At 73.8% G+C, this 20,011-nt stretch carries 15 protein-coding genes and 9 pseudogenes; 18 read left to right on the top strand and 6 right to left on the bottom strand.

What is annotated here, in order from left to right; genetic code table 11:
- Window positions 1-14 precede the first annotated feature (14 nt).
- Window positions 15-1,202: pseudogene (gene xylA / locus ACZ411_RS13560) on the bottom strand (xylose isomerase); the annotation flags it as partial.
- 96 nt (window positions 1,203-1,298) lie between these two features.
- Between xylA and ACZ411_RS13555 the strand changes: the two are divergent.
- The 4 genes and pseudogenes from ACZ411_RS13555 to ACZ411_RS13540 form a co-directional block, all read left to right on the top strand.
- Window positions 1,299-2,228, top strand: a pseudogene (locus ACZ411_RS13555) (aldo/keto reductase); the annotation flags it as partial.
- A gap of 188 nt (window positions 2,229-2,416) precedes the next feature.
- Entirely contained in the window at window positions 2,417-3,466 is a 1,050-nt protein-coding gene (locus ACZ411_RS13550) for a LacI family DNA-binding transcriptional regulator (protein ID WP_464171220.1), read from the top strand.
- A 101-nt stretch (window positions 3,467-3,567) separates the two neighbouring features.
- Window positions 3,568-4,230 (top strand): ABC transporter substrate-binding protein, encoded by a 663-nt coding sequence (locus ACZ411_RS13545; protein ID WP_464171219.1) that lies wholly within the window; start codon window positions 3,568-3,570, stop codon window positions 4,228-4,230.
- A 16-nt stretch (window positions 4,231-4,246) separates the two neighbouring features.
- A complete protein-coding gene (locus tag ACZ411_RS13540; RefSeq protein WP_464171218.1) occupies window positions 4,247-4,867 on the top strand; it encodes an extracellular solute-binding protein in 621 nt (206 codons plus the stop codon).
- A 315-nt stretch (window positions 4,868-5,182) separates the two neighbouring features.
- On the opposite strand, the gene ACZ411_RS13535 is transcribed toward ACZ411_RS13540, so the two are convergent.
- Window positions 5,183-5,341, bottom strand: coding sequence for a hypothetical protein (locus ACZ411_RS13535; protein ID WP_464171217.1), 159 nt, complete (start codon window positions 5,339-5,341; stop codon window positions 5,183-5,185).
- Between the two features lie 29 nt (window positions 5,342-5,370).
- Between ACZ411_RS13535 and ACZ411_RS13530 the strand changes: the two genes are divergently transcribed.
- The 11 genes and pseudogenes from ACZ411_RS13530 (at window position 5,371) to ACZ411_RS13480 (ending at window position 13,342) form a co-directional block, all read left to right on the top strand.
- A complete protein-coding gene (locus ACZ411_RS13530; RefSeq protein WP_464171216.1) occupies window positions 5,371-5,847 on the top strand; it encodes a carbohydrate ABC transporter permease in 477 nt (158 codons plus the stop codon).
- A complete protein-coding gene (locus ACZ411_RS13525) occupies window positions 5,844-6,776 on the top strand; it encodes a carbohydrate ABC transporter permease (protein ID WP_094115281.1) in 933 nt (310 codons plus the stop codon). Before ACZ411_RS13530 ends, ACZ411_RS13525 begins: the two co-directional genes overlap by 4 nt.
- A 114-nt stretch (window positions 6,777-6,890) precedes the next feature.
- Window positions 6,891-7,865 (top strand): annotated as a pseudogene (locus tag ACZ411_RS13520) (beta-galactosidase); the annotation flags it as partial.
- Window positions 7,866-7,944: 79 nt separating this feature from the next.
- Window positions 7,945-8,028 (top strand): annotated as a pseudogene (locus tag ACZ411_RS13515) (beta-galactosidase); the annotation flags it as partial.
- Between the two features lie 131 nt (window positions 8,029-8,159).
- Window positions 8,160-8,636 (top strand): annotated as a pseudogene (locus ACZ411_RS13510) (beta-galactosidase trimerization domain-containing protein); the annotation flags it as partial.
- A complete protein-coding gene (locus ACZ411_RS13505; protein WP_464171230.1) occupies window positions 8,591-8,947 on the top strand; it encodes a Beta-galactosidase C-terminal domain in 357 nt (118 codons plus the stop codon). The pseudogene ACZ411_RS13510 and the gene ACZ411_RS13505, both read left to right, overlap by 46 nt.
- 511 nt (window positions 8,948-9,458) lie before the next feature.
- Complete coding sequence (yicI, locus tag ACZ411_RS13500) at window positions 9,459-10,610, top strand: alpha-xylosidase (RefSeq protein ID WP_464171215.1); 1,152 nt, start codon at window positions 9,459-9,461, stop codon at window positions 10,608-10,610.
- Window positions 10,580-11,281 carry a TIM-barrel domain-containing protein gene (locus ACZ411_RS13495; RefSeq protein ID WP_464171214.1) on the top strand — a complete coding sequence of 234 codons (702 nt, stop codon included), beginning with the start codon at window positions 10,580-10,582 and terminating at the stop codon, window positions 11,279-11,281. Before yicI ends, ACZ411_RS13495 begins: the two co-directional genes overlap by 31 nt.
- A gap of 16 nt (window positions 11,282-11,297) precedes the next feature.
- Window positions 11,298-11,420 (top strand): annotated as a pseudogene (locus tag ACZ411_RS13490) (family 1 glycosylhydrolase); the annotation flags it as partial.
- 109 nt (window positions 11,421-11,529) lie between these two features.
- Window positions 11,530-12,060 (top strand): annotated as a pseudogene (locus tag ACZ411_RS13485) (family 1 glycosylhydrolase); the annotation flags it as partial.
- Window positions 12,061-12,178: 118 nt separating this feature from the next.
- Window positions 12,179-13,342 (top strand): family 1 glycosylhydrolase, encoded by a 1,164-nt coding sequence (locus ACZ411_RS13480; RefSeq protein WP_464171229.1) that lies wholly within the window; start codon window positions 12,179-12,181, stop codon window positions 13,340-13,342.
- Window positions 13,343-13,409: 67 nt separating this feature from the next.
- On the opposite strand, the gene ACZ411_RS13475 is transcribed toward ACZ411_RS13480, so the two are convergent.
- The 3 genes from ACZ411_RS13475 to ACZ411_RS13465 form a co-directional block, all read right to left on the bottom strand.
- On the bottom strand, window positions 13,410-13,847 hold the full coding sequence (locus tag ACZ411_RS13475) for a MarR family winged helix-turn-helix transcriptional regulator (RefSeq protein ID WP_104290783.1): 438 nt from the start codon (window positions 13,845-13,847) through the stop codon (window positions 13,410-13,412).
- Window positions 13,848-13,970: 123 nt separating this feature from the next.
- Window positions 13,971-14,318: a hypothetical protein gene (locus tag ACZ411_RS13470; RefSeq protein WP_464171213.1), complete on the bottom strand. Its 348-nt coding sequence runs from the start codon at window positions 14,316-14,318 to the stop codon at window positions 13,971-13,973.
- Between the two features lie 136 nt (window positions 14,319-14,454).
- The gene (locus tag ACZ411_RS13465; protein ID WP_464171212.1) at window positions 14,455-15,411 is read right to left on the bottom strand and encodes a LysR family transcriptional regulator; all 957 of its coding nucleotides are present in this window, start codon (window positions 15,409-15,411) and stop codon (window positions 14,455-14,457) included.
- A gap of 81 nt (window positions 15,412-15,492) precedes the next feature.
- Between ACZ411_RS13465 and ACZ411_RS13460 the strand changes: the two are divergent.
- The 3 genes and pseudogenes from ACZ411_RS13460 to ACZ411_RS13450 form a co-directional block, all read left to right on the top strand.
- Window positions 15,493-16,586 (top strand): annotated as a pseudogene (locus ACZ411_RS13460) (aminotransferase class V-fold PLP-dependent enzyme).
- 128 nt (window positions 16,587-16,714) lie between these two features.
- Window positions 16,715-17,950, top strand: coding sequence for a multidrug effflux MFS transporter (locus ACZ411_RS13455; RefSeq protein WP_094115289.1), 1,236 nt, complete (start codon window positions 16,715-16,717; stop codon window positions 17,948-17,950).
- Between the two features lie 40 nt (window positions 17,951-17,990).
- Window positions 17,991-18,515, top strand: a pseudogene (locus tag ACZ411_RS13450) (heparan-alpha-glucosaminide N-acetyltransferase domain-containing protein); the annotation flags it as partial.
- A 555-nt stretch (window positions 18,516-19,070) separates the two neighbouring features.
- Here ACZ411_RS13450 and ACZ411_RS13445 read toward each other — a convergent pair.
- Window positions 19,071-19,901, bottom strand: coding sequence for an aminoglycoside phosphotransferase family protein (locus tag ACZ411_RS13445; protein WP_464171228.1), 831 nt, complete (start codon window positions 19,899-19,901; stop codon window positions 19,071-19,073).
- Window positions 19,902-20,011 lie beyond the last annotated feature (110 nt).

Here is a 20,011-nt window from a genome sequence, read left to right as displayed (position 1 = left end):
GGCCTGCGCCAGGAGCGCGCGCCCATGAGGTGCTCGAGCGCCAGCTGGTTGAGGCGCACGAAGCCGAAGCCCTTGCCGTCGAAGTACTCGTCGGCCGCGAAGTCCTCGTAGGAGGAGCGGTCGGCGAGGATGTCGTCGTAGGACTCGCCCTCGTTCAGCGTCGGGGTGTCGATCTCGGCGACCTTGGCGGCGGCGAGCGCCTCCTGGACCTCGGGGTCGGCGCGGAACGCCTGCGCGCGCTCCTTGAGGAGCAGGTACATGCGCATGTTCGCTGCGGCGGAGTCCCACACGCCCGTGATGTCCTCGGTGCGGCTCGGCTTGTAGTCGAAGCGACGGGGGCCGTCGTAGGAGCGGCCGCCGCCCACGCCGCCGTTCTCCAGCAGGTCGACGAGCGAGAACGCGTTCTGCAGGTCGCCGTGCCCGAAGACGAGGTCCTGGTCGTACTTGATGCCGCGCTGGCCGTTGAGGTCGATGTGGAAGAGCTTGCCCTGGTACAGCGCCTGCATGATGCCGGCGGTGAAGTCGAGGCCCGCCATCTGCTCGTGGCCCACCTCGGGGTTCACGCCCACGAGCTCGGGGCGCTCGAGGGTCTCGATGAAGGCGAGCGCGTGGCCCAGCGTCGGCAGCAGGATGTCGCCGCGGGGCTCGTCGGGCTTCGGCTCGATGGCGAAGCGGATGTCGTAGCCCTTGTCGGTGACGTAGTCGCCGAGGAGGTTGACGGCCTCGCGGTAGCGCTCGAGCGCGCCGCGGACGTCCTTGGCGGAGTCGTACTCGGCGCCCTCGCGGCCGCCCCACATCACGAACGTCTGGGCACCGAGCTCGGCGGCGAGGTCGATGTTGCGGAGGACCTTGCGGATCGCGAAGCGGCGGACCGCGCGGTCGTTGCTGGTGAAGCCGCCGTCCTTGAAGACGGGGGCGGAGAAGAGGTTCGTGGTGACCATCGGCACGACGATGCCGGTGTCGCTGAGCGCGCCCTTGAGGCGGTCGATCTGCTTCTGGCGCTCGGCGTCGGTCGAGCCGAACGCGAAGAGGTCGTCGTCGTGGAAGGTGAGGCCGTAGGCGCCGAGCTCCGAGATGCGCTCCACGCCCTCGACGACGTCGAGGTCGGCGCGGGTCGGGCCGCCGAAGGGGTCGGCCCCCGTGTAGCCGATGGTCCAGAGTCCGAACGAGAACTTGTCCTCGCGGGTGGGGGTGAGCGCCATGGTGTCTCCTGTCAGCGTCGTCGATGATTTGTTGCTCTATACAACCTATAGCGTGGCAGGGCTCGGCACAATGCGGCGGGGGGCAGACTCGCAGGCATGGACCTCGACGACGCGACCACGCATCCCTCCGCCACGACCACGCGCTACGGCCGCACCGGGATCGAGGTGCCGGCGATCTGCATCGGCACCTCCGGCTGGGGCCCGGCCCGGTCGGGGGAGGACGAGGCGGCCCGCGACGCGCGCATCACCGGGCTCGCCGCGGCCATCGTCGACGGCCCGCTCCGGTTCCTCGACACCTCCAACATCTACGGCGGCGGGGAGTCCGAGGCGCTCGTCGGACGGCCGCTGGCGGACGGTCGCTCGCTCGCCGACCGGCTCGTGATCCAGACCAAGGTGGACCGCGACGCCCGCACCGGCGACTTCTCCGGCGACCGCATGCGGCGGAGCATCGAGGAGTCGCTGACGCGCCTCGGCGTCGACCGCGTGCCCGTGCTCATGCTGCACGACCCCGAGAACACGACGTTCGAGGCGGCCACGGCGCCCGGCGGTCCCGTGGAGGCGCTCCTCGCGATCCGCGACGCGGGCCTCGCGGACAGCATCGGCATCTCCGGCGGCGACGTGCACCTCATCCAGCGCTTCGTGGAGCTCGACGTGTTCGACGCGCTCATCACGCACAACCGCGCGACCCTCCTCGACGACTCGGCCGCCGCGCTGCTCGAGGCGGCGGGCGCCCGCGACATGGGCGTCACGAACGCGGCGCCGTACGGCGGCGGGATCCTCACCGGCGACCCGTCCCAGGCGTCGACCTACGGGTACGGCCCGGCCCGGCCCGCGGTGGCCGAGGCGGCACGGCGGATGGGGGAGGCGTGCGCCCGGCACGGCGTGCCCCTGGCGGCCGCGGCGCTGCAGGCGAGCATGCGCGATGCGCGCGTGCACTCGACGGTGGTGGGCATCTCGTCGGCGGCGCGCCTCGCGACGACCCTGGAGCTCGCCGCGGTGCCCGTGCCGGAGGAGCTGTGGGCGGAGCTCGCCGAGCTGCGGCCGGCGCCGGCGGAGTGGATCGACGCGCGCCGAGGGGCGGCGCCGTGGCGCGCGGCCGCCGCATCGTCGGCGGCCGTGCGCGAGTGCACGATGCGATCTTGTGCGAAGCGCTTCGATGACCTAGCGTGGTATCCGTTCGGATCATCGAAGCGCTTAGACGACGGAGTCACCGCATGGCCACCATCCACGACGTCGCGCGCGTCGCCGGGGTGTCCATCAGCACCGTGTCGTACGCGCTCTCCGGCAAGAGGTCCATCACCGCCGGCACGCGCGCCCGCATCGACCGGGCCGTCGCGGAGCTCGGCTACCGGCCGAACGCGGGGGCGCGGATGCTCGCCGGGAGCCGCACGAGCATCATCGCGCTCACCGCGCCCATGCACGGCGACACGCACCCGCCGGCGCTCATGTCGTTCGTGCTGGCCGTGGTCACCGCCGCCCGCTCCTACGACTACGACGTGCTGCTGCTCACGCAGGACGACTCGCTCTCCGGCCTCCGCCGCGTCGCGTCGAGCTCGCTCGTCGACGGCATCGTGATGATGGACGTGGCGGTCGAGGACGAGCGCGTCCCCGTCCTCCGCGACCTCGACCTGCCCTCGGCGCTCATCGGGATCCCGCACGAGACGGCCGGCCTCACCTGCGTCGACCTCGACTTCGAGGCCGCGGCCGACCTCGCCGTCGGGCGCCTCGTCGACCTGGGACACGAGTCCGTGGGAATGCTCGGCCACTCCCAGCACCTCTACGACCGCGGGTCGAACTTCGCGCCGCGCTTCCGCGACGGCTACCTCGCCGCGGGCGCCGCCCGGGGGATCCGGACCGCCTTCCACACGACCGAGTCGACCAGGGAGGCCGTGACCGCCGCCCTCGACGCGGTGCGCGCGGAGCTCCCCGACCTCTCGGCCCTCGTGCTCAACTGCAACGAGAACGTGCACTCGATCCTGCTCGAGCTGCTGCGCGAGCGCGGCGTGCGCGTGCCGGAGGACCTGTCCCTCGTCTCCGCCTGCTCCAGCTTCCCGACCGACCACCTCGTGCCGCCGCTCGACGTCATCCCGCTGCCCGCGGCGGACCAGGGCCGGCGGGCCGTCGAGCTCCTCATGGAGCGGCTCGACGGACGCGGCGAGCCCCACGTGGAGCTCATCCCGCCCGAGTACCGGCCGCTCGGGTCCACCGCGGCGCCCGCGGCGCGCGAGGCGCCGGCACCGGCGCCCGCGACCGCCGCGGCCTGACCGCCCGACCTGCCCGACCCGTCCATCCCCCCGACCGCACGACCCCCCATCCGAACGCCCATCGTCGAAACGCTTCGACGCATCGCCTCAAGGAAGAAGCCATGAACCCACGCAGGATCCTCACCTCGCTCGCCGCCGTCAGCGTCGGCGCCCTCCTCCTCGGCGGCTGCTCCGCTTCCGAGGGCGGCGACTCCGCCGCCGGCGGGAAGGTCACCCTCGACTTCTGGTCGTGGGCCCCGAACACGCAGGAGCTCGTCGACACCTGGAACGCCGCCAACCCCGACGTGCAGGTGAAGTACACCGACGCCGGCGGCGGGCGCGACTCGTCCGCCAAGCTGCTCACCGCCAGCCGCGCCGGCAACGCGCCCGACCTGTCCGCGGTCGAGTACACGACCCTCCCGTCGCTCATCGTCGCCGACGTGCCGCTCGACATCACCGAGCAGGTCGCCGACGTCCAGGACGCCTACACCGAGGGCACCTGGGAGCAGGTCACCTTCGACGACCACGTCTTCGCCCTCCCGCAGGACGTCGGCCCGATGGCGCTCGTCTACCGCAGCGACCTCCTCGAGCAGTGGGGCATCCCCGTGCCCACCACCTGGGCCGAGTTCGCCGACGCCGCGCAGAAGGTGCGCGACGCCGACCCCGAGGCCTACATCGCGAGCATCCCCGCCGACCAGTTCGGCTTCTTCGCGGGCGTCGCCACGCAGGCCGGCGCCTCCTGGTGGGACATCTCCGGCAGCACCTGGTCCGTTCGGCATCGGTGACGAGCCGTCGCTCGAGGTGGCCGACTACTTCCAGGACCTCGCCGACCGCGACCTCATCAGCACCGACCCGATCCTCACCCCGGAGTGGAACGCGAAGGCGAACGCCGGCAAGTTCCTGTCGTGGCCGTCGGCGCTCTGGGCGCCCGGCGTGATCGAGGGCGTCGCGCCCGACACCATCGGGAAGTGGTCGATGAGCCCGCTGCCCGAGTGGACGCCCGGCGAGGCGGCCGTGGCGTACCAGGGCGGATCCGGCGTCATCGTGACGAAGGGTTCCGAGCACCCGGAGGAGGCTGCGGCCTTCGCCAAGTGGCTGAACGCCAGCGACGAGGGCGCGGAGCTCGTGCTGAACGTGCAGAACGGGTACCCTGCCGCCGTCAGCGGCCAGGAGGCCGCCGCCGAGAGCGCGCCGCCGGCCCTCATGCCGCAGCAGACCGACTACTACCGCATCGCCGCGGACATCTCGTCCGACACCATCCCGGTCACCTGGGGCCCGAACGTCAACGTCGCCGAGACGGCCATGACCGACGCGCTCAACAAGGCGATCTCCGACGGCACCCCGTGGCGCGACGCGTTCACCGCGGTGCAGGCGACCGTGGAGGCGGACATGACGAAGTCCGGCTTCACCGTGGCCGACTGACGGAGGCGCCCGTGACCACCACGCCCGTCGCCGCCGCGCAGGCGGCCGAGCCCCGGCGCACGCCGGTCGCACGGGGCGGCACCCGCCGCCGCCCCGTGCGGTGGCGCCGTACCTGTTCGCCGCGCCCGCCGTGATCCTCTTCGTCGTCTTCATGCTCGTGCCGATCGTCTACGCGGCATGGCTGAGCCTGCAGACCTACCGCCTCGAGGGCGGCGGCATCCTCGGCACGCGCGTGCAGGTGTTCGCCGGGCTCGACAACTACGCGGCCGTCCTCTCCGACCCCGAGCTCACCGCCGGCTTCGGCCGGCTCGCGATCTACGGGATCATCTCCGTGCCGCTGACCCTCGGCCTCGCGCTGCTGTTCGCGCTCATGCTCGACGTGCCCGCCGCCCGGGCGACCCGGTTCGCGCGCACGGCGATCTTCATCCCGTACGCGGTGCCCGGCGTGGTCGCGGCGCTCCTCTGGGGCTTCATGTACCTGCCCGGGACGAGCCCGTTCGGCCGTGTCCGAGGCCCTCGGCGGCGGCGCGATCCCGTTCCTCGGCGAGCCCGCGATCTACGCCTCCGTCGCGAACATCGCGATCTGGGGCGGCGTCGGCTTCAACATGATCATCATCTACACGTCGCTGCGCGGCGTGCCGGCGGAGATCTACGAGGCCGCGCGGATCGACGGCGCCGGAGAGCTGCAGATCGCGCTCCGCATCAAGATCCCGCTGGTGGTGCCCGCCCTCGTGCTCACCGGCATCTTCTCCCTCATCGGCGCGCTGCAGCTCTACGGCGAGCCGACCACTCTCAAGCCGCTGACCAACGTCATCAGCCAGACCTGGGTGCCCCTCATGACCATCTACCGCAACGCCTTCCTCACCGACGACCTGCCGGGCGCCGCCGCGCTCTCGGTGGTGCTCGCGCTCGGGACGGTGCTCGTGTCCGCGCTCGTGCTGTGGATCACGAACCGCCGCACCGCGGGGTCCGTCTCGTGACCGCCGTCACCGCGGAGCGCCGGGCCGAGCTCGACGCCGAGCGTCGGACGCCGACGCGCGGCGGCTCCTCGGCGCCGCGGCGGAGGGCCCGGCAGGGCTCGCTCGCCGGCCGGGTCATCCCGACCACCGTGCTCCTCATCGGCGCGCTCTACTGCCTCATCCCCGTGGCGTGGGTGTTCAGCGCGACGACGAAGGGGCGCAGCGAGCTCTTCACGACGTTCTCGTTCGCGCCGGGGACGGGCCTCGTGGACAACCTCCGCGACCTGTTCACCTACGGCGGCGGGCAGTACGGCATGTGGGCCCTCAACTCGCTGCTGTACGCGGGCCTCGGCGGCGTGCTCTCCACCGTCGTCTCGGCGATGTGCGGCTACGCGCTCGCCAAGTACGAGTTCCGCGGGCGGAGCCTGATCTTCTACTCGATCCTCGGCGGCGTGCTCATCCCGGGCATCACGCTGGCGATCCCGCAGTACCTGCTGCTGTCGCAGCTGGGGCTCGCGGGCGGCTACCTGGCGGTGCTCCTGCCGCTCGTCATCAGCCCCTTCGGGATCTACCTCTCCCGCGTCTACGCGGCCTCGGCGATCCCGCAGGACACGATGGAGGCCGCGCGGCTCGACGGCGCGGGGGAGTGGCGGATCTTCCGGTCCATCGCGATCCCGATGATGCTGCCCGGCATGGTGACGGTGTTCATGCTCCAGTTCGTGGGCATCTGGAACAACTTCCTCCTGCCGTTCGTGATGCTGAGCGACCAGGACAGCTACCCGCTGACGGTCGGCCTCTACACGCTGCTGTCCAAGGGCTCGGGGACGCCGGCGCTCTACTCGCTGGCCATCGCCGGCGCGGCGGTCTCGATCATCCCGCTCGTGCTGCTGATGCTGTTCCTGCAGCGCTTCTGGCGGCTCGACCTGCTCTCCGGCGGCCTCAAGGGCTGACCGGCAGGGCCGGGGCGGCGGCCGCGTCCGCCGCCCCGGTCCCCACCTCCCGCATCCCGTCCCTCCCCGCCCCGCGGCGCCGCACGCGCACCGCCCACCTTCGAAGGCGAAGACATGACACGCATCCGCTCCCGCTCGTCCGACCTGCCCGCGGGCACGACGTTCCCGCCCATCGCCCCAGGCTTCGCCCTCGGCGGCGACTACAGCCCCGAGCAGTGGCCCGAGGAGGTGTGGGCCGAGGACGTCGAGCTGATGCGCCGCGCCGGCGTCAACTCCGTGAACCTCGGCGTGTTCTCCTGGGGGCTCATCGAGGTCGCCGACGGCGAGTTCGACTGGGGCTGGCTCGACCGCATCATGGACCTCCTGCACGAGGGCGGCATCGGCGTGAACCTCGCGACCCCCACCGCGGCCCCGCCGATCTGGCTCATGCGGGCGCACCCGGAGATCGCGTGCGTCACCGACACCGGGGTGCGGCTCGCCCAGGGCGGGCGCCTCGCGTGGTCGCCGGCCTCCGCCGTCTTCCGCCGCTACGCGCTGCGGCTCGTGGAGCGCATGGCGGAGCGCTACGGCACGCACCCGGCGCTCCGCATGTGGCACATCAGCAACGAGCTCGGCAACGAGAACGCGCACGACTACGGCGACGAGACGGCCGCGGCCTTCCAGGACTGGCTGCGCGCCCGCTTCGCGACGATCGAGGACCTCGTCGAGGCGTGGGGCACGGCCTTCTGGGGGCACCGCTACACGTCGTTCGACCAGGTCCTGCCGCCCCGCTTCTCGGGCACGAGCCACAACCCCGGCCTGCAGCTGGCGTTCGAGCGCTACACGTCGGACGCGCTGCTCGGCCACCACCTCGCCGAGCGCGCGGTGCTCCGCCGCATCACGCCGCGGATCCCCGTGACCACCAACTTCATGGTGCAGAACCACCCGGGCCTCGCGGACTACCGGCGCTGGGCGGAGGAGGTCGACCTCGTCTCCAACGACCACTACACGATCGCCGCCGACCCCGAGCGGCACGGCGAGCTGTCCTTCAGCGCCGACCGGGTGCGCGGCATGGCGCACGGCGACCCGCTGGCGGCTCGAATCGAGCACAGCACCTCGGCCGTCAACTGGCAGCCGCGCAACCGCGCCAAGTCGCCCGGCGAGTCTCGCCCGGAACAGCCTCGCCCACATCGCACGCGGCGCGGAGGGGGCGCTCTTCTTCCAGTGGCGGCAGTCGACGGGCGGGAGCGAGCAGTTCCACTCCGCCGTCGCGCCGCACGCGGGATCCGACGCCCGCGTCTACCGGGAGGTCGCGGAGCTCGGGGCGCTGCTCGGCCGGATCCGCGAGGTCGCCGGCAGCCGCGTCGAGCGGGCACGGGTGGCGATCCTCATGGACCACGTCGCGTGGACCGCCCTCCGCCGCGGCCCCAAGCCCAGCGTGGACGTGACCGCGCTCGACGCCCCGCTCACGCTGCACCGGGAGCTCACCGCCCGCGGGATCGCCGTCGACGCGCTCCACCCCGACGACGACCTCGACGGGTACGCCGAGCTGTCGTCCTCGCGCCGACCCTGTTCGCCCTCACGCCCGAGGGCGCCGCGTCGCTCACCGCCTTCGTCGAGGGCGGCGGCCACCTGGCGGTCACGTACCTCTCGGGCATCGTCGACCGGCACAACCGGGTGGTCGCGGGCGGATACCCCGGACTCCTGCGCGACCTCCTCGGCGTCCGCGTCGAGGAGCCCGCCCCGCTGCTCGCGGACGAGGAGGTGCTGCTGGATCCCGCCCGGCCGCGTCCGCATCTGGACGGAGCGCCTCCGGCGCCGACGACGCGGAGGTCGTGGCGTCGTACGCCTCCGGCGACCTCGCGGGCCTGCCCGCCTGTGACCCGCGCCCGCCGCGGCCGCGGCACCGCGACCTACGTCTCCACCCACCTGGACCGCGAGCGCGCGGGGCGCCCTCGTCGACGACCTCGTCGGACGCGCGGGCATCGCCCCGGTCGCCTCCGGCCGAGGCGGGGCTCGAGCTGGTCCGGCGCGTCGGCGACGACGCGTCCTGGCTGTTCGCCATCAACCACACCGACCGCGACCTGCGGCTCGACGTCGACGGGCTTGACCTCGTCACCGGCGAGCGCACGGCGGCCGGCAGCCGCGTGACGGCAGGCGCCGTCGCCGTCATCCGAGAGGACGCACGATGAGGTTCACCGACGGGTTCTGGCAGACGAGGCCTGGGCGTCGACGCGCAGTACGCCCAGGAGGCGTATCGACGTCGAGGCCGCCGGCCAGCCCAGCTGCCCGGCGCACCCGCCCACCAAGCGCATCCAGGGGGCGCGCGACCACAGCTCAACCGGCCGCTGCTCCACGGCCACGATCCCCTCGCCCCGCGAGGGCGTGGTGCGCGTGCGGATTCAGCACCACCGCGGCGGCACCTCCGTCGCCCGGGTTCGACCTGGCGGGCGCGGTCGAGGGATCCGGCGTCGCGCACGCGGACGAGACCGGCGGCACGCTCACCACGGGCTCCCTCACCGCGCGCATCACGATGGGCGCGCCCTGGGACCTGACCTTCGAGTCGGGCGTGGCGCGTGCTCACCTCCAGCGGCCACAAGTCGGTGGGCTACATGACCCTCGACTGAGGGCGCCCCGGTCGCGGCCGAGCCCACGGGCACGGCGGGCATCACCACCACGGGCCTCGCGCCGTCGCGGACGTACGTGCACGAGCAGCTGAGCCTCGGCGTGGGCGAGCTCGTCTACGGCCTCGGCGAGCGGTTCGGGCCGCTCATCAAGAACGGCCAGTCGGTCGACGTCTGGAACGCCGACGGCGGCACCTCGAGCGAGCAGTCGTACAAGAGCATCCCGTTCTACCTCACGAACCGCGGCTACGGCGTGCTGGTGAACCAGTCCGAGCACGTGTCGTTCGAGGTGGGCAGCGAGACCGTGGAGCGCGTGCAGTTCAGCACCGCGGGGGAGGCCATCGAGTACCTCGTCTTCGACGGCCCCACGCCGAAGGACGTGCTCGCGCGCTACACCGCGCTCACCGGCCGCCCCGCGCGGGTCCCCGCCTGGTCCTACGGCCTGTGGCTCTCCACCTCGTTCACCACCCAGTACGACGAGGAGACGGTCACCCGCTTCATCGAGGGCATGCGCGAGCGCGACCTGCCCATGTCGGTGTTCCACTTCGACTGCTTCTGGATGCGCGAGTTCACCTGGACGGACCTCGTCTGGGACGCCCGCGTGTTCCCCGACCCCGAGGGCATGCTCGCGCGCCTGCACGACCGGGGGCTGCACGTGAGCGCGTGGATCAACCCGTACATCGCGCAGCGCTCGGTGCTGTTCGAGGAGGCGCGCGCCCTCGGGCACCTCGTGCGCCGGCCCGACGGCAGCGTCTGGCAGCCGGACATGCGGCAGGCCGGCATGGCGCTCGTCGACTTCACGAGCCCCGCCGCGACCCGATGGTTCCAGGACAAGCTCCGCGGCCTCCTCGACCAGGGCGTCGACGCGCTCAAGACCGACTTCGGCGAGCGGATCCCGCTCGACGTCGTCTGGGCCGACGGCACCGCCCCCGAGGCCATGCACAACTGGTACACGCAGCTCTACAACCAGGCCGTCTTCGAGGTGCTCGAGGAGCACCGCGGCGAGGGCGACGCCGTGCTCTTCGCCCGCAGCGCCACCACGGGCGGGCAGCGCATGCCGGTGCACTGGGGCGGCGACAACTCCTCCTCCTTCGAGTCGATGGCGGAGACCCTGGCGCGGCGGCCTGTCGCTCGCGTTCAGCGGCTTCGGCTTCTGGAGCCCACCACATCGGCGGCTTCGAGGGCACGCCCGATCCGGAGGTGTTCAAGCGCTGGGTCGCGTTCGGCATGATGAGCAGCCACTCGCGCCTGCACGGATCCACCAGCTACCGCGTGCCGTGGGCCTTCGACGAGGAGGCCGTCGACGTGACGCGCGCCTTCTCGCGCCTGAAGCTCAGCCTGATGCCGTACCTGCACCAGGTGGGCATCGAGGCGCACGAGACGGGCGTCCCGTTCATGCGGCCCATGCAGCTGGAGTTCCCCGGGGACCCGGCCGTCGAGCACCTGGACCGGCAGTACATGCTCGGCCCGGACCCGCCCGTCGCGCCCGTGTTCCGCGCCGACGGCGAGGTCGAGTACCACCTGCCCGCCGGCACCTGGACGAACCTGCTCACGGGCGAGGTCCGGCACCGGCGGCGGCTGGCACCGCGAGGTCCACGACGTGATGAGCCTGCCCGTGTGGGTGCGCGAGGGCGCCGTGCTGGCGACGACCGAGCGCGTCGACCGGCCCCACCACGACCACCTCGACGGGCTGATCGTCACGATCCACCCGGGTGGCACCGGCACGCGCACCACCCGCGTCGACGAGCCCCACCACCGGGCGGCGGGTGGACGTGCGCGTCGTGCACGGCCAGGATGGCGTCGAGGTCACGGCCGATCCCGACGTGTCCGCTGCGCGTGCGCCTGCACGGCGGGCCCCTCACCAGCCTCACCGACGGAAAGGCCACCTCGGCCCCACCATGACCCACGCACACCCCAGCTGCCGCAGCCGGCCGCCCCCGACGACCGGGGGCACGGGCCTGGAGTTCCCCGCCGGGGCTTCCTGTTCGGATCCGCGACGGCCGCCTACCAGATCGAGGGCGCGGCGCACGAGGGCGGCCGCGGGGAGTCCATCTGGGACTCCTTCAGCCGCACCTCCGGCAAGGTCCTGGGCGGCGACACGGGGCGACGTGGCGGACGACCACTACCACCGGCTCGAGTCGGACCTCGACATGATGCAGGCGCTCGGGCTGCAGGCGTACCGGTTCTCGATCGCGTGGCCGCGCATCCAGGCCACCGGGCGCGGGCCCGCGAACCCCGAGGGGCTGGCGTTCTACGGGCGGCTCGTCGACGGGCTCGTCGCGCGCGGCATCACGCCCATCGCGACGCTGTACCACTGGGACCTGCCCCAGGCGCTCGAGGACGAGGGCGGCTGGACGAACCGCGAGACCGCGTACGCGTTCGCCGACTACGCCCGCATCATGGGCGAGGCGCTCGGCGACCGCATCGGCACCTGGACCACGCTCGACGAGCCGTGGCGCTCCGCGTACCTCGGCTACGCGGCCGGCGTGCACGCGCCGGGCCGCACCGACGCGGAGGAGTCGTTCCGGGCCGTGCACCACCTCAACCTCGCGCACGGCCTCGCGGTCGCGGCGCTCAAGGCGGTGGCGCCCGAGGACGCGCGGTTCTCCATCACGCTCAACCTGCACGTGATCCGCGGCGAGGGCGAGACGGGCCCGGAGGCCGTGCGCCGCGTCGGGGGAGTGGGCAACCGCCTGTTCCTCGACCCGCTGCTGAACGGGGCCTACCCGGAGGACGTGCTCGCCGACACCGCGGCGATCACCGACTGGTCGTTCGTCCTCGCCCGGCGACACGGAGCTCATCCGCCAGCCGCTCGACCTCCTGGGCGTCAACTACTACAACACCAGCCGGGTGCGGATGCGCGACGGGGCCGCGCCGGCCGGCGGCACCTCCATCCACGGCGACGTCGCCGCCTCGCCGTTCCCCGGCACCGACGACGTCGACTTCCTCGAGCAGCCGGGCCCCTACACGGCCATGGGCTGGAACATCGAGCCGCAGGGCCTCGAGGACCTGCTCGTGTCGCTGCACGAGGAGTTCCCCGACCTGCCGCTCATGGTGACGGAGAACGGCGCCGCGTTCGACGACGAGGCGACCGCCGAGGACGGCGTGCGCGCGGTGCACGACGCCGACCGGATCGACGACCCGTCGCGCCACTTCGCCGCGGCGCACCGGGCGATGGCCCGCGGCGTCGACCTCCGCGGCTACCAGGTGTGGTCGCTCATGGACAACTTCGAGTGGGCCTTCGGGTACTCGAAGCGGTTCGGCATCGTGCACGTCGACTACGACACGCAGGAGCGGACGCCGAAGGACAGCGCCCTCTGGTACGCCGCGGTTCATCGCGGACCGGGCCATCCCCGCCGCCGACGCCCGCCCCGAGCGCGACGTGCGCCCCGGGGCGCGAGCGGGCCCCTGCCCGGCACCGACGAGCGCGTGGCGCTCGCGCCCGGCGTCGTGATGCGGCCCGCCCGCATCACCGACGCCGCCGCGCTTGCGGAGGCGTACCGCGCGAACCGGGAGCACCTCCGCCCGTTCGAGCCCGCCCGGACCGACGCGTTCTTCACGTCGGCCGGGCAGCGGGCGCAGCTCGCGGGCCGCGTCGCCGAGCGGGCGGCGGGCTCCGGCCTGCCGTACCTCATCGCCGAGGGCGACCGGATCATCGGCCGCTGCGACCTGTTCGCCGTGAAGCGCGGCGCGGCGCTCAGCGCGAGCCTCGGCTACTGGATCGACCGGGAGCGGCAGGGCGCGGGCCTCGCGACCGCGGCGGCCCGGCAGGCGGTGCGCATCGCGCGCGCCGCGGGGCTGCACCGGCTGGAGGCGTCGACGCTGGTGGGCAACGGCGGGTCCGAGCGGGTGCTGTCCCGGGCGGGCTTCACCGCGATCGGCGTCGCTCCCGCCTACCTCCGCATCGACGGGACGTGGAGCGACCACACGCTGTGGCAGCGCGTGGTGGACGGCGCGCGCTGAGCGGCAGCGGGAGCGGCGCGGGATCCGGGCCGCGGGATCAGGGCCGCAGCGCCCGGGGTCCTGCGCCTCAGGCGTCGAGCAGCAGCTCCGTCATGCTGCGCAGGCGCGCCTGCGCGCTCGAGTCCGTGCCGCTGCGGTCCGCCACGTCCTCGCGCACGCTGTCGGCGACGCGCAGGAGGTCGGTCCGGATGGCGCGTCCGCGGTCCGTCAGGGCGATGAGCAGCCGGCGCTCGTCCGCCTGGTCGCGCTGCCGGGTGATGTAGCCGAGGAGCTCGAGGCGCTTGAAGAGCGGGGACAGCGTGCCCGGCGTCAGCTGCACCGCCTCGCTCAGGTCGCCCGCCCGCCGCGGGTCCTCCTCGTAGAGCGCGAGCATCACGAGGTACTGCGGATGCGTCAGGTGGTAGGGCTTCAGCAACGGCCGGTAGAGCGAGATCACCGCTCGGGAGGCGGCCGCGAGCAGCAGTCCCATGTCGCGGTCGAGCAGCGCTCCGTCGTGGTCCGTCATGTGTCCTCCTGGCCGTGCGCGGAGCTCGTCCCCCGACGGCCTGATCCCCTCGGACGCTACTCCCGTCGTCGGACGCCGATGCGGCGGTCGGCGCACGCACAGCGCGCACGGAGGGTCGGGTCATCACTCGGTGCCGGGCGCCATCCAGCCCTGCTCCATCTGGTGGCGGCGCACCAGCTCGACGGCCCGGTCCGCGTCGACCGGCACCCTGTCCCAGATGATGCCCGAGCCGTCGAGCCAGCCGAGCGCCAGCATGCTGTCGGCCAGGTCCTCCACGAACATGGCCACGGTGACGCCCTGCGCCCGGATCGAGTCGCCCAGCAGGCTCCAGCCGAAGTAGGCGGAGAGGTACCGGGCCTGCTCGGAGTGGCTGCGCTGCAGGTGGCGGTTAAGCCGCTCGGTGGAGCCGCCCGAGGCCTGCACCTCGTCCTGCAGCTCGTCCTGGAGCTCGTCGCCGTGCTCGTCCGACATCCGTCACCGTTCCTCTGCGTCAGGGTGCCGCCGGAGGACACCGGAGGCAGACCCCTCAGACATTACGGACGACCACCGACAGAAGGCCAGTCGCAGCGGCCCGGACGCCGGTGCGGACCGGTTCCGCGCCCGCGCCTCAGGCCCGGCGGAGCTCCCAGTCGCCCACCCGGAGCCGGGTGAGGGCCGTCACGGCGGCCCGCACGGCCGGCGAGCCGGATCCTCCCGGTGCCGTCACGACGTGCACGACGCGCTCGCCGACGCCCGCGACGCGACGCCGGACGACGCCGCGGGGGAGCGGCGCGGTCGCGAGCGCGAGCGACGGCAGGAGGGCGACCCCGAGCCCCGCCTGCACCATGCCGACGGCGGCCGCCGCGTTGTCGGTCTCGAAGGAGGTCTCCGGCGCGAAGCCGCTGCGTGCGCACGCGCTCACCAGGTGGCGGCGGCAGCGCACGCAGCCCGCGATCCACCGGTCGTCCGCGAGGTCGCGGAGCGCGAGCGGGCCGCGGTGCCGGAGCGCCCGCGCCTCGGGGAGCACGGCCCAGAGCGTCTCGCGCCAGAGGGGGAGCGCCTCCAGGCCGTCGAGGGCGCCCGCGGCCGGGTCGTCGGGGTCGCCCGGGTACGCGAAGGTCACGGCGACGTCGGCCTCCCGGGCGCGGATCGCCGCGACGGCCTCGGGCGGCTCGGCCTCCAGGTACCCGAAGCCGAGCCCGGGGTGCGCCGCGGCGAGGCCGCCGAGCAGCCGCGGCACGACCGTCGACGACGCCGAGGGGAACGCCGCGACGCGCACGGTGCCCGCCCGGAGGCCGCGGAGGTCGTCGAGCTCGTCGGCGGCCGCGTCGATGGCGTGCACGACGGTCTCCGCGTGGCGGGAGAGCACCCGACCCGCCTCCGTGAGGACCACGCCGCGGCCGGATCGCGCCGTGACGGGGACGCCGATCCGCGCCTCGAGGCGGCGCAGCGTCTGGGAGAGCGCGGGCTGGCTGACGCCCAGGGCGGCCGCGGCGGCGGTGATCGAGCCGCGCACCGCGAGCGCGTGCACCGCCGCGAGCGCGGTGGAGTCGAGGTCGCGGGCCGTCGATCGGGCATCCGTCATGAAAGGAGCATAACGAGCGCTTATGGGACGCATGCCCGGCGGGGGCTTGCTCGACGCTCCCGGCCTCGTCACGCTGGGAGCATGGCCTCCCGGATCCCGACCCCCGACCCCGCGCCCGCCGACACGGGCGCCGCGCCGGTGCCCGCGGACCTCCGCGACCTGTTCGAGGCCGGGCCCGGCTACCTCTCCGCCTGCACCATGGGGCTCCCCACGCGCGAGACCGTCGAGCGCCTGCGCGCCGACCTCGGCACGTGGTCGGCCGGCAGGTCGACCGCGCACGGGTACGGCGGGATCGTCGAGGGGGTGCGCGCGTCGTACGCGTCTCTCGTGGGCGTGCCCGTGGGATCCGTCGCCGTCGGCTCGCAGACCGCCTCCTTCGTCAGCGTGCTCGCCGCCGCCGTGCCCGCGGGCGCCGAGGTGCTCTGCGTCACCGGCGACTTCAGCTCGCTCACCTACCCGTTCGTCGTCGCCGAGGCGCGCGGCGTCGTCGTCCGGCACGTGCCGCTCGAGGAGCTGGCGACGAGCATCGGCCCGCGCACGCACCTGGTCGCGTTCTCGCTCGTGCAGTCGGCGGACGGCCGGGTCGCCGACGTCGCCGCGATCCGGGAGGCGGCCCGGGTGAACGGCGCCTTCACGCTCTGCGACACCACGCAGGCCGCGGGTGCCATGCCCGTCGACGCGAGCCTCTTCGACGCGACCGCCTGCCACGCCTACAAGTGGCTGTGCGCACCCCGGGCGCGGCCTTCCTCACGCTGTCCGACCGCTACCGCCGCACCCTCGTCCCCGTCCAGGCCAACTGGTACGCGGGAGCCGACGTGTGGGCGTCCTGCTACGGGCCGGCGATGGCGCTCGCCGAGGACGCGCGCGCGTTCGACGTGTCGCCCGCCTTCGGCGCCTGGGTGGGTGCCGCCCCGGCCATCGCGCTCTTCGCCCGCCTCGACCTCGACGCGGTCCACCGTCGCAACGCCGAGCTGGGCGACCTGGTGAGCCGGGGCCTCGGCATCGAGGAGCGCGGCCAGGCGATCGTCACCTGGCCCGACGCGGACGGCGCCGACCTGGCGCGCCTGGGCGGCCTGGATCGTCGCGTCCGGCGGGCGGGGCGCGCGCGCATCGCCTTCCACGTCTGGAACGATGAGGACGACGTGGAGCGCGTGGTCGCGGCCCTCCGCGGCTGAGGAACGAAATTCTTCCACCTGGGAATAAGCCGGGGGAGCGGAAGTTGGACCTCCAGGCGGCTCGTGTCCGCCCCCGCACACCGCCCTCCGGCGAGGAGTGCACCACGCCCCATCGAAGGAACGCCTCCGTGTCGTCTGCCGTCATCCACCCCGGCGACGCGCTCTCCCGCCGGGAGCGCATCGTCTACATCCTCGTGCTCGGCGCCCTCGTGGGCCTCGGGCCGTTCACGATCGACCTGTACCTGCCGGCGTTCCCGGTGCTCAAAGACGAGTTCGGCGTCTCGGACGCGGCGATCCAGCTGACCCTCACCGGCACGACTGTGGGCTTCGCGCTCGGCCAGCTCGTCGTCGGCCCGTGGAGCGACCGCGTGGGCCGCCGCCTGCCCCTCATCGTCGCCTCGAGCGGCCACATCCTCGCGTCGCTCGGCGCAGCGCTCTCCACGGACGTGACCATGCTCCTCGTCTTCCGCGTGCTGCAGGGCGCGGGCGCCGCGGCCGGCGCCGTGGTCGCCATGGCGATGGTGCGCGACCTCTTCGGCGGCCGGCCCCTCGTCCGGATGCTCTCGCGCCTCGCCCTCGTCACCGGGCTCGCGCCGATCCTCGCCCCGGTCATCGGCTCGCAGCTGCTCCGCATCGTCGACTGGCGGGGCGTGTTCTACGCGCTCGCCGCGTACGGCGTGCTGGTCGTCGTCGCCGTGGTCTTCCTCATCGTGGAGACGCTGCCCCGCGAGGAGGTCGTGAAGGAGGAGAAGGGCGCGCTGCTGCGCCGCTACCGGAACGTGCTCCGCGACCGCGTGTTCGTCGGCGTCGCCATCATCGGCGGCATGCAGTTCGCGGGCCTGTTCTCCTACCTCTCCAGCTCGTCGTTCCTGTTCCAGGACGTCTACGGGTTCGACGCGCAGCAGTTCGGCATCCTCTTCGGCGTGAACTCGCTGGGCATCGTCATCGGCAACCAGGTCGCCGCGCGCATGACGAAGCTCGTCGGCCCGCAGTGGATCCTGGCGGGCGTCGTCGTCGTGCAGTTCGCGGCGAGCGCCGCCATCGTCCTGCTCGGGACCTTCACCGACGCCGGCCTCCTCGGCACGCTCATCCCGCTGTTCTTCTTCATCCTCGCCTGCGGCTTCGGCTTCCCCTGCGTGCAGGTCCTCGGGCTCGTGAACCACGGCCACGAGGCCGGCACGGCGGCGTCGCTGCTCGGCGCGGTGAACTTCGGCCTGGCGGGCGCGATCTCGCCCATCGTCGGCGTCCTCGGCATCACCTCGGGCGTGCCGATGGCGTCCGTCATGGGCGCCTGCGCGGTCGTGTCGATCCTCGCGATGTGGCTCATCGTGCAGCCGCGGACGGTGCCGGCGCTCACCAGCTGACGCCGTCGGGGCCCCCGGACGCGCTGGGTAGGGTGAGGCCATGAGCCCCGTCCGCGACCCGGCCCGACTCCGCGGCATCGACGCGGCCCGGGGGCTCGCGGTCCTCGGGATGATGGCGGCGCACGTCGCGCTGCCGCGCACGCTCGACCTGGCGGATCCCGCGTCCTGGCTCGCCGTCACCGACGGCCGGTCGTCCATCCTCTTCGCGACGCTCGCGGGCGTGTCCATCGCGCTCATGTCGGGACGGGAGCGGCCGGCGTCGGGCGGCGACCTCGCGCGCGTGCGGCTGCGGATCCTGGTGCGCGCGGCGTGCCTGTTCCTCCTCGGCGGCCTGCTCGCGTCCCTGCAGACGTACGTGGCCGTCATCCTCGAGGTCTACGCCGTCCTCTTCGTCGCGGTGCTGCCGCTTTTACGGTGGCGCGCGTCGCGGCTGCTGGCGCTCGCCGCCGCCGGCGCCGTGGCGCTGCCGGTGCTCACGACCGCTCTCACCATCCACTTCGACGGCTCGCTCATGCGGCCGGACCCGTTCGTGCTGCTGGTCGTCACGGGCCACTACCCGGCGCTCACGTGGGTGGTGTTCGCCGTCGCGGGCCTCGGCATCGGGCGGCTCGCGCTCGGGTCGGCCCGCGTGCAGCTGCTGCTCGTGACGGTCGGGGCGGGCCTCGCCGTGCTCGCGTACGGCGGCTCCGCGCTCCTCGAGGCGGCCGTGCCCGCGCCGCCCCCGGGCTGGGAGTACATCCTCTCGACGACGCCGCACGAGGGGTCGCCGTTCGAGGTGGTGGGCTCCGGCGGGACCGCGATCGCGGTCATCGGCCTGTGCCTCCGCATCGCCGCCCTCCTGCCCGTCGTGCTGGTGCCGCTCGAGGCGGTGGGGCAGCTCGCGCTGACCGTGTACGCCGTGCACATCGTCGCCATCGACCTGCTCGCTCCCGAGGGCGACCTCATCGCGGACGACGGCGCCTACCTCGCGTTCGTCGCGGTCACGGTCGTGCTGTGCCTGCTCTGGACGCGGATCCTCGGGCGCGGCCCGTTCGAGCGCGCGCTGGGGGCCGTGGCGGGCGCACGGCGGACGCCGGCGGCCGCGGTCGCCGTGACCGGGAGCCCGAGGTCGAGCCCGTCGTCAGGCCGACGGCGGGACGCCGGCGGCCGTGCCGTCCGTTGCGCGCCCGCGTCCGCGGCGTGCGCTCCGGGCCGCGGCGCCGATGAGGCCCAGCGCCTCCACCCGGGCGGCCTGCGCGGGCGAGGCCGCGTCCCAGGCGGCGCTGAGGGCGCACCACGCCTCCGTCCACGCGAGCACGGCGTCGAGGTCCGCCGTCTCCTCCGCCACCACACGGGCGCGACGGGCGAGCCGGCCCGGACGCAGGGCGATCCCGGGGGTCGGGTTGCAGAGGATGTTCGCCGTGTCGAAGCCGGGGTCGCCGAGGAGCGCCTTGGGGTCGATCGCGCGCCACGATCCTGCGTCGCCGTCCGCGGAATCCGCGCCGTCCCCGGTGTCCGCGCCCTCCCCGGGGAACCGCAGCACGTTGCCGTGGTGCACGTCGCCGTGCAGCACCGCCCGGGGGTGGGAGCCGGATCCGGCGAGGAGCTCCCGGGCGATCCCGGCGCCGCGGTCCAGGGACCGCGGCAGCGGGCGGACCGGGGCGAGGAGCGCGCGGAACCAGACGTCGAGCGGCACGGCGTCGGCGACGGTCCGCGCATCGAGCGGGATCCCGTGGAGCCGCACGGCGGCGCGTGCGAGGATCCGCGTCGCCCGGTCGTCGCGCGCGTCCGCGCCCGCCCCGCTCGCGTCCGGACCGCTCGCGGACGCCTCGCGCACGAGGATCCCGGGGTCGTCCGAGCGCGCCATGAGCAGGGTGCCGTCGGGGTCCGCCTCCCGCACCGGCGCGGCACCGCGCCCGGCCCAGGCGGCCATGAGGCGGCCGCCCCGGCGCTCCTCCTCGACCGAGGGCACCTTGAGCACCAGGCGGACGCCGTCGCGGCGGACGGGGCGATCACGCTGCTGGGCGTCCGGAGGACGGGGCCGTCCTCCACGAGCCGCCAGCGCGCCAGGATCGACGCGAG

Source organism: Clavibacter sp. AC415, from assembly GCF_979252985.1.
This window is presented reverse-complemented; position numbering and strand designations above follow the sequence as displayed.

What these genes read in the sequence shown, in the direction of transcription:
- ACZ411_RS13550 (WP_464171220.1), top strand. Translation starts at nt 2,417, where the DNA reads ATGGCCACCATCCACGACGTCGCGCGCGTCGCCGGGGTGTCCATCAGC.
- ACZ411_RS13545 (WP_464171219.1), top strand. Translation starts at nt 3,568, where the DNA reads ATGAACCCACGCAGGATCCTCACCTCGCTCGCCGCCGTCAGCGTCGGC.
- ACZ411_RS13535 (WP_464171217.1), bottom strand. Translation starts at nt 5,341, where the DNA reads ATGAAGCCCCAGAGGAGCGCCGCGACCACGCCGGGCACCGCGTACGGG.
- ACZ411_RS13475 (WP_104290783.1), bottom strand. Translation starts at nt 13,847, where the DNA reads ATGACGGACCACGACGGAGCGCTGCTCGACCGCGACATGGGACTGCTG.
- ACZ411_RS13470 (WP_464171213.1), bottom strand. Translation starts at nt 14,318, where the DNA reads ATGTCGGACGAGCACGGCGACGAGCTCCAGGACGAGCTGCAGGACGAG.
- ACZ411_RS13465 (WP_464171212.1), bottom strand. Translation starts at nt 15,411, where the DNA reads ATGACGGATGCCCGATCGACGGCCCGCGACCTCGACTCCACCGCGCTC.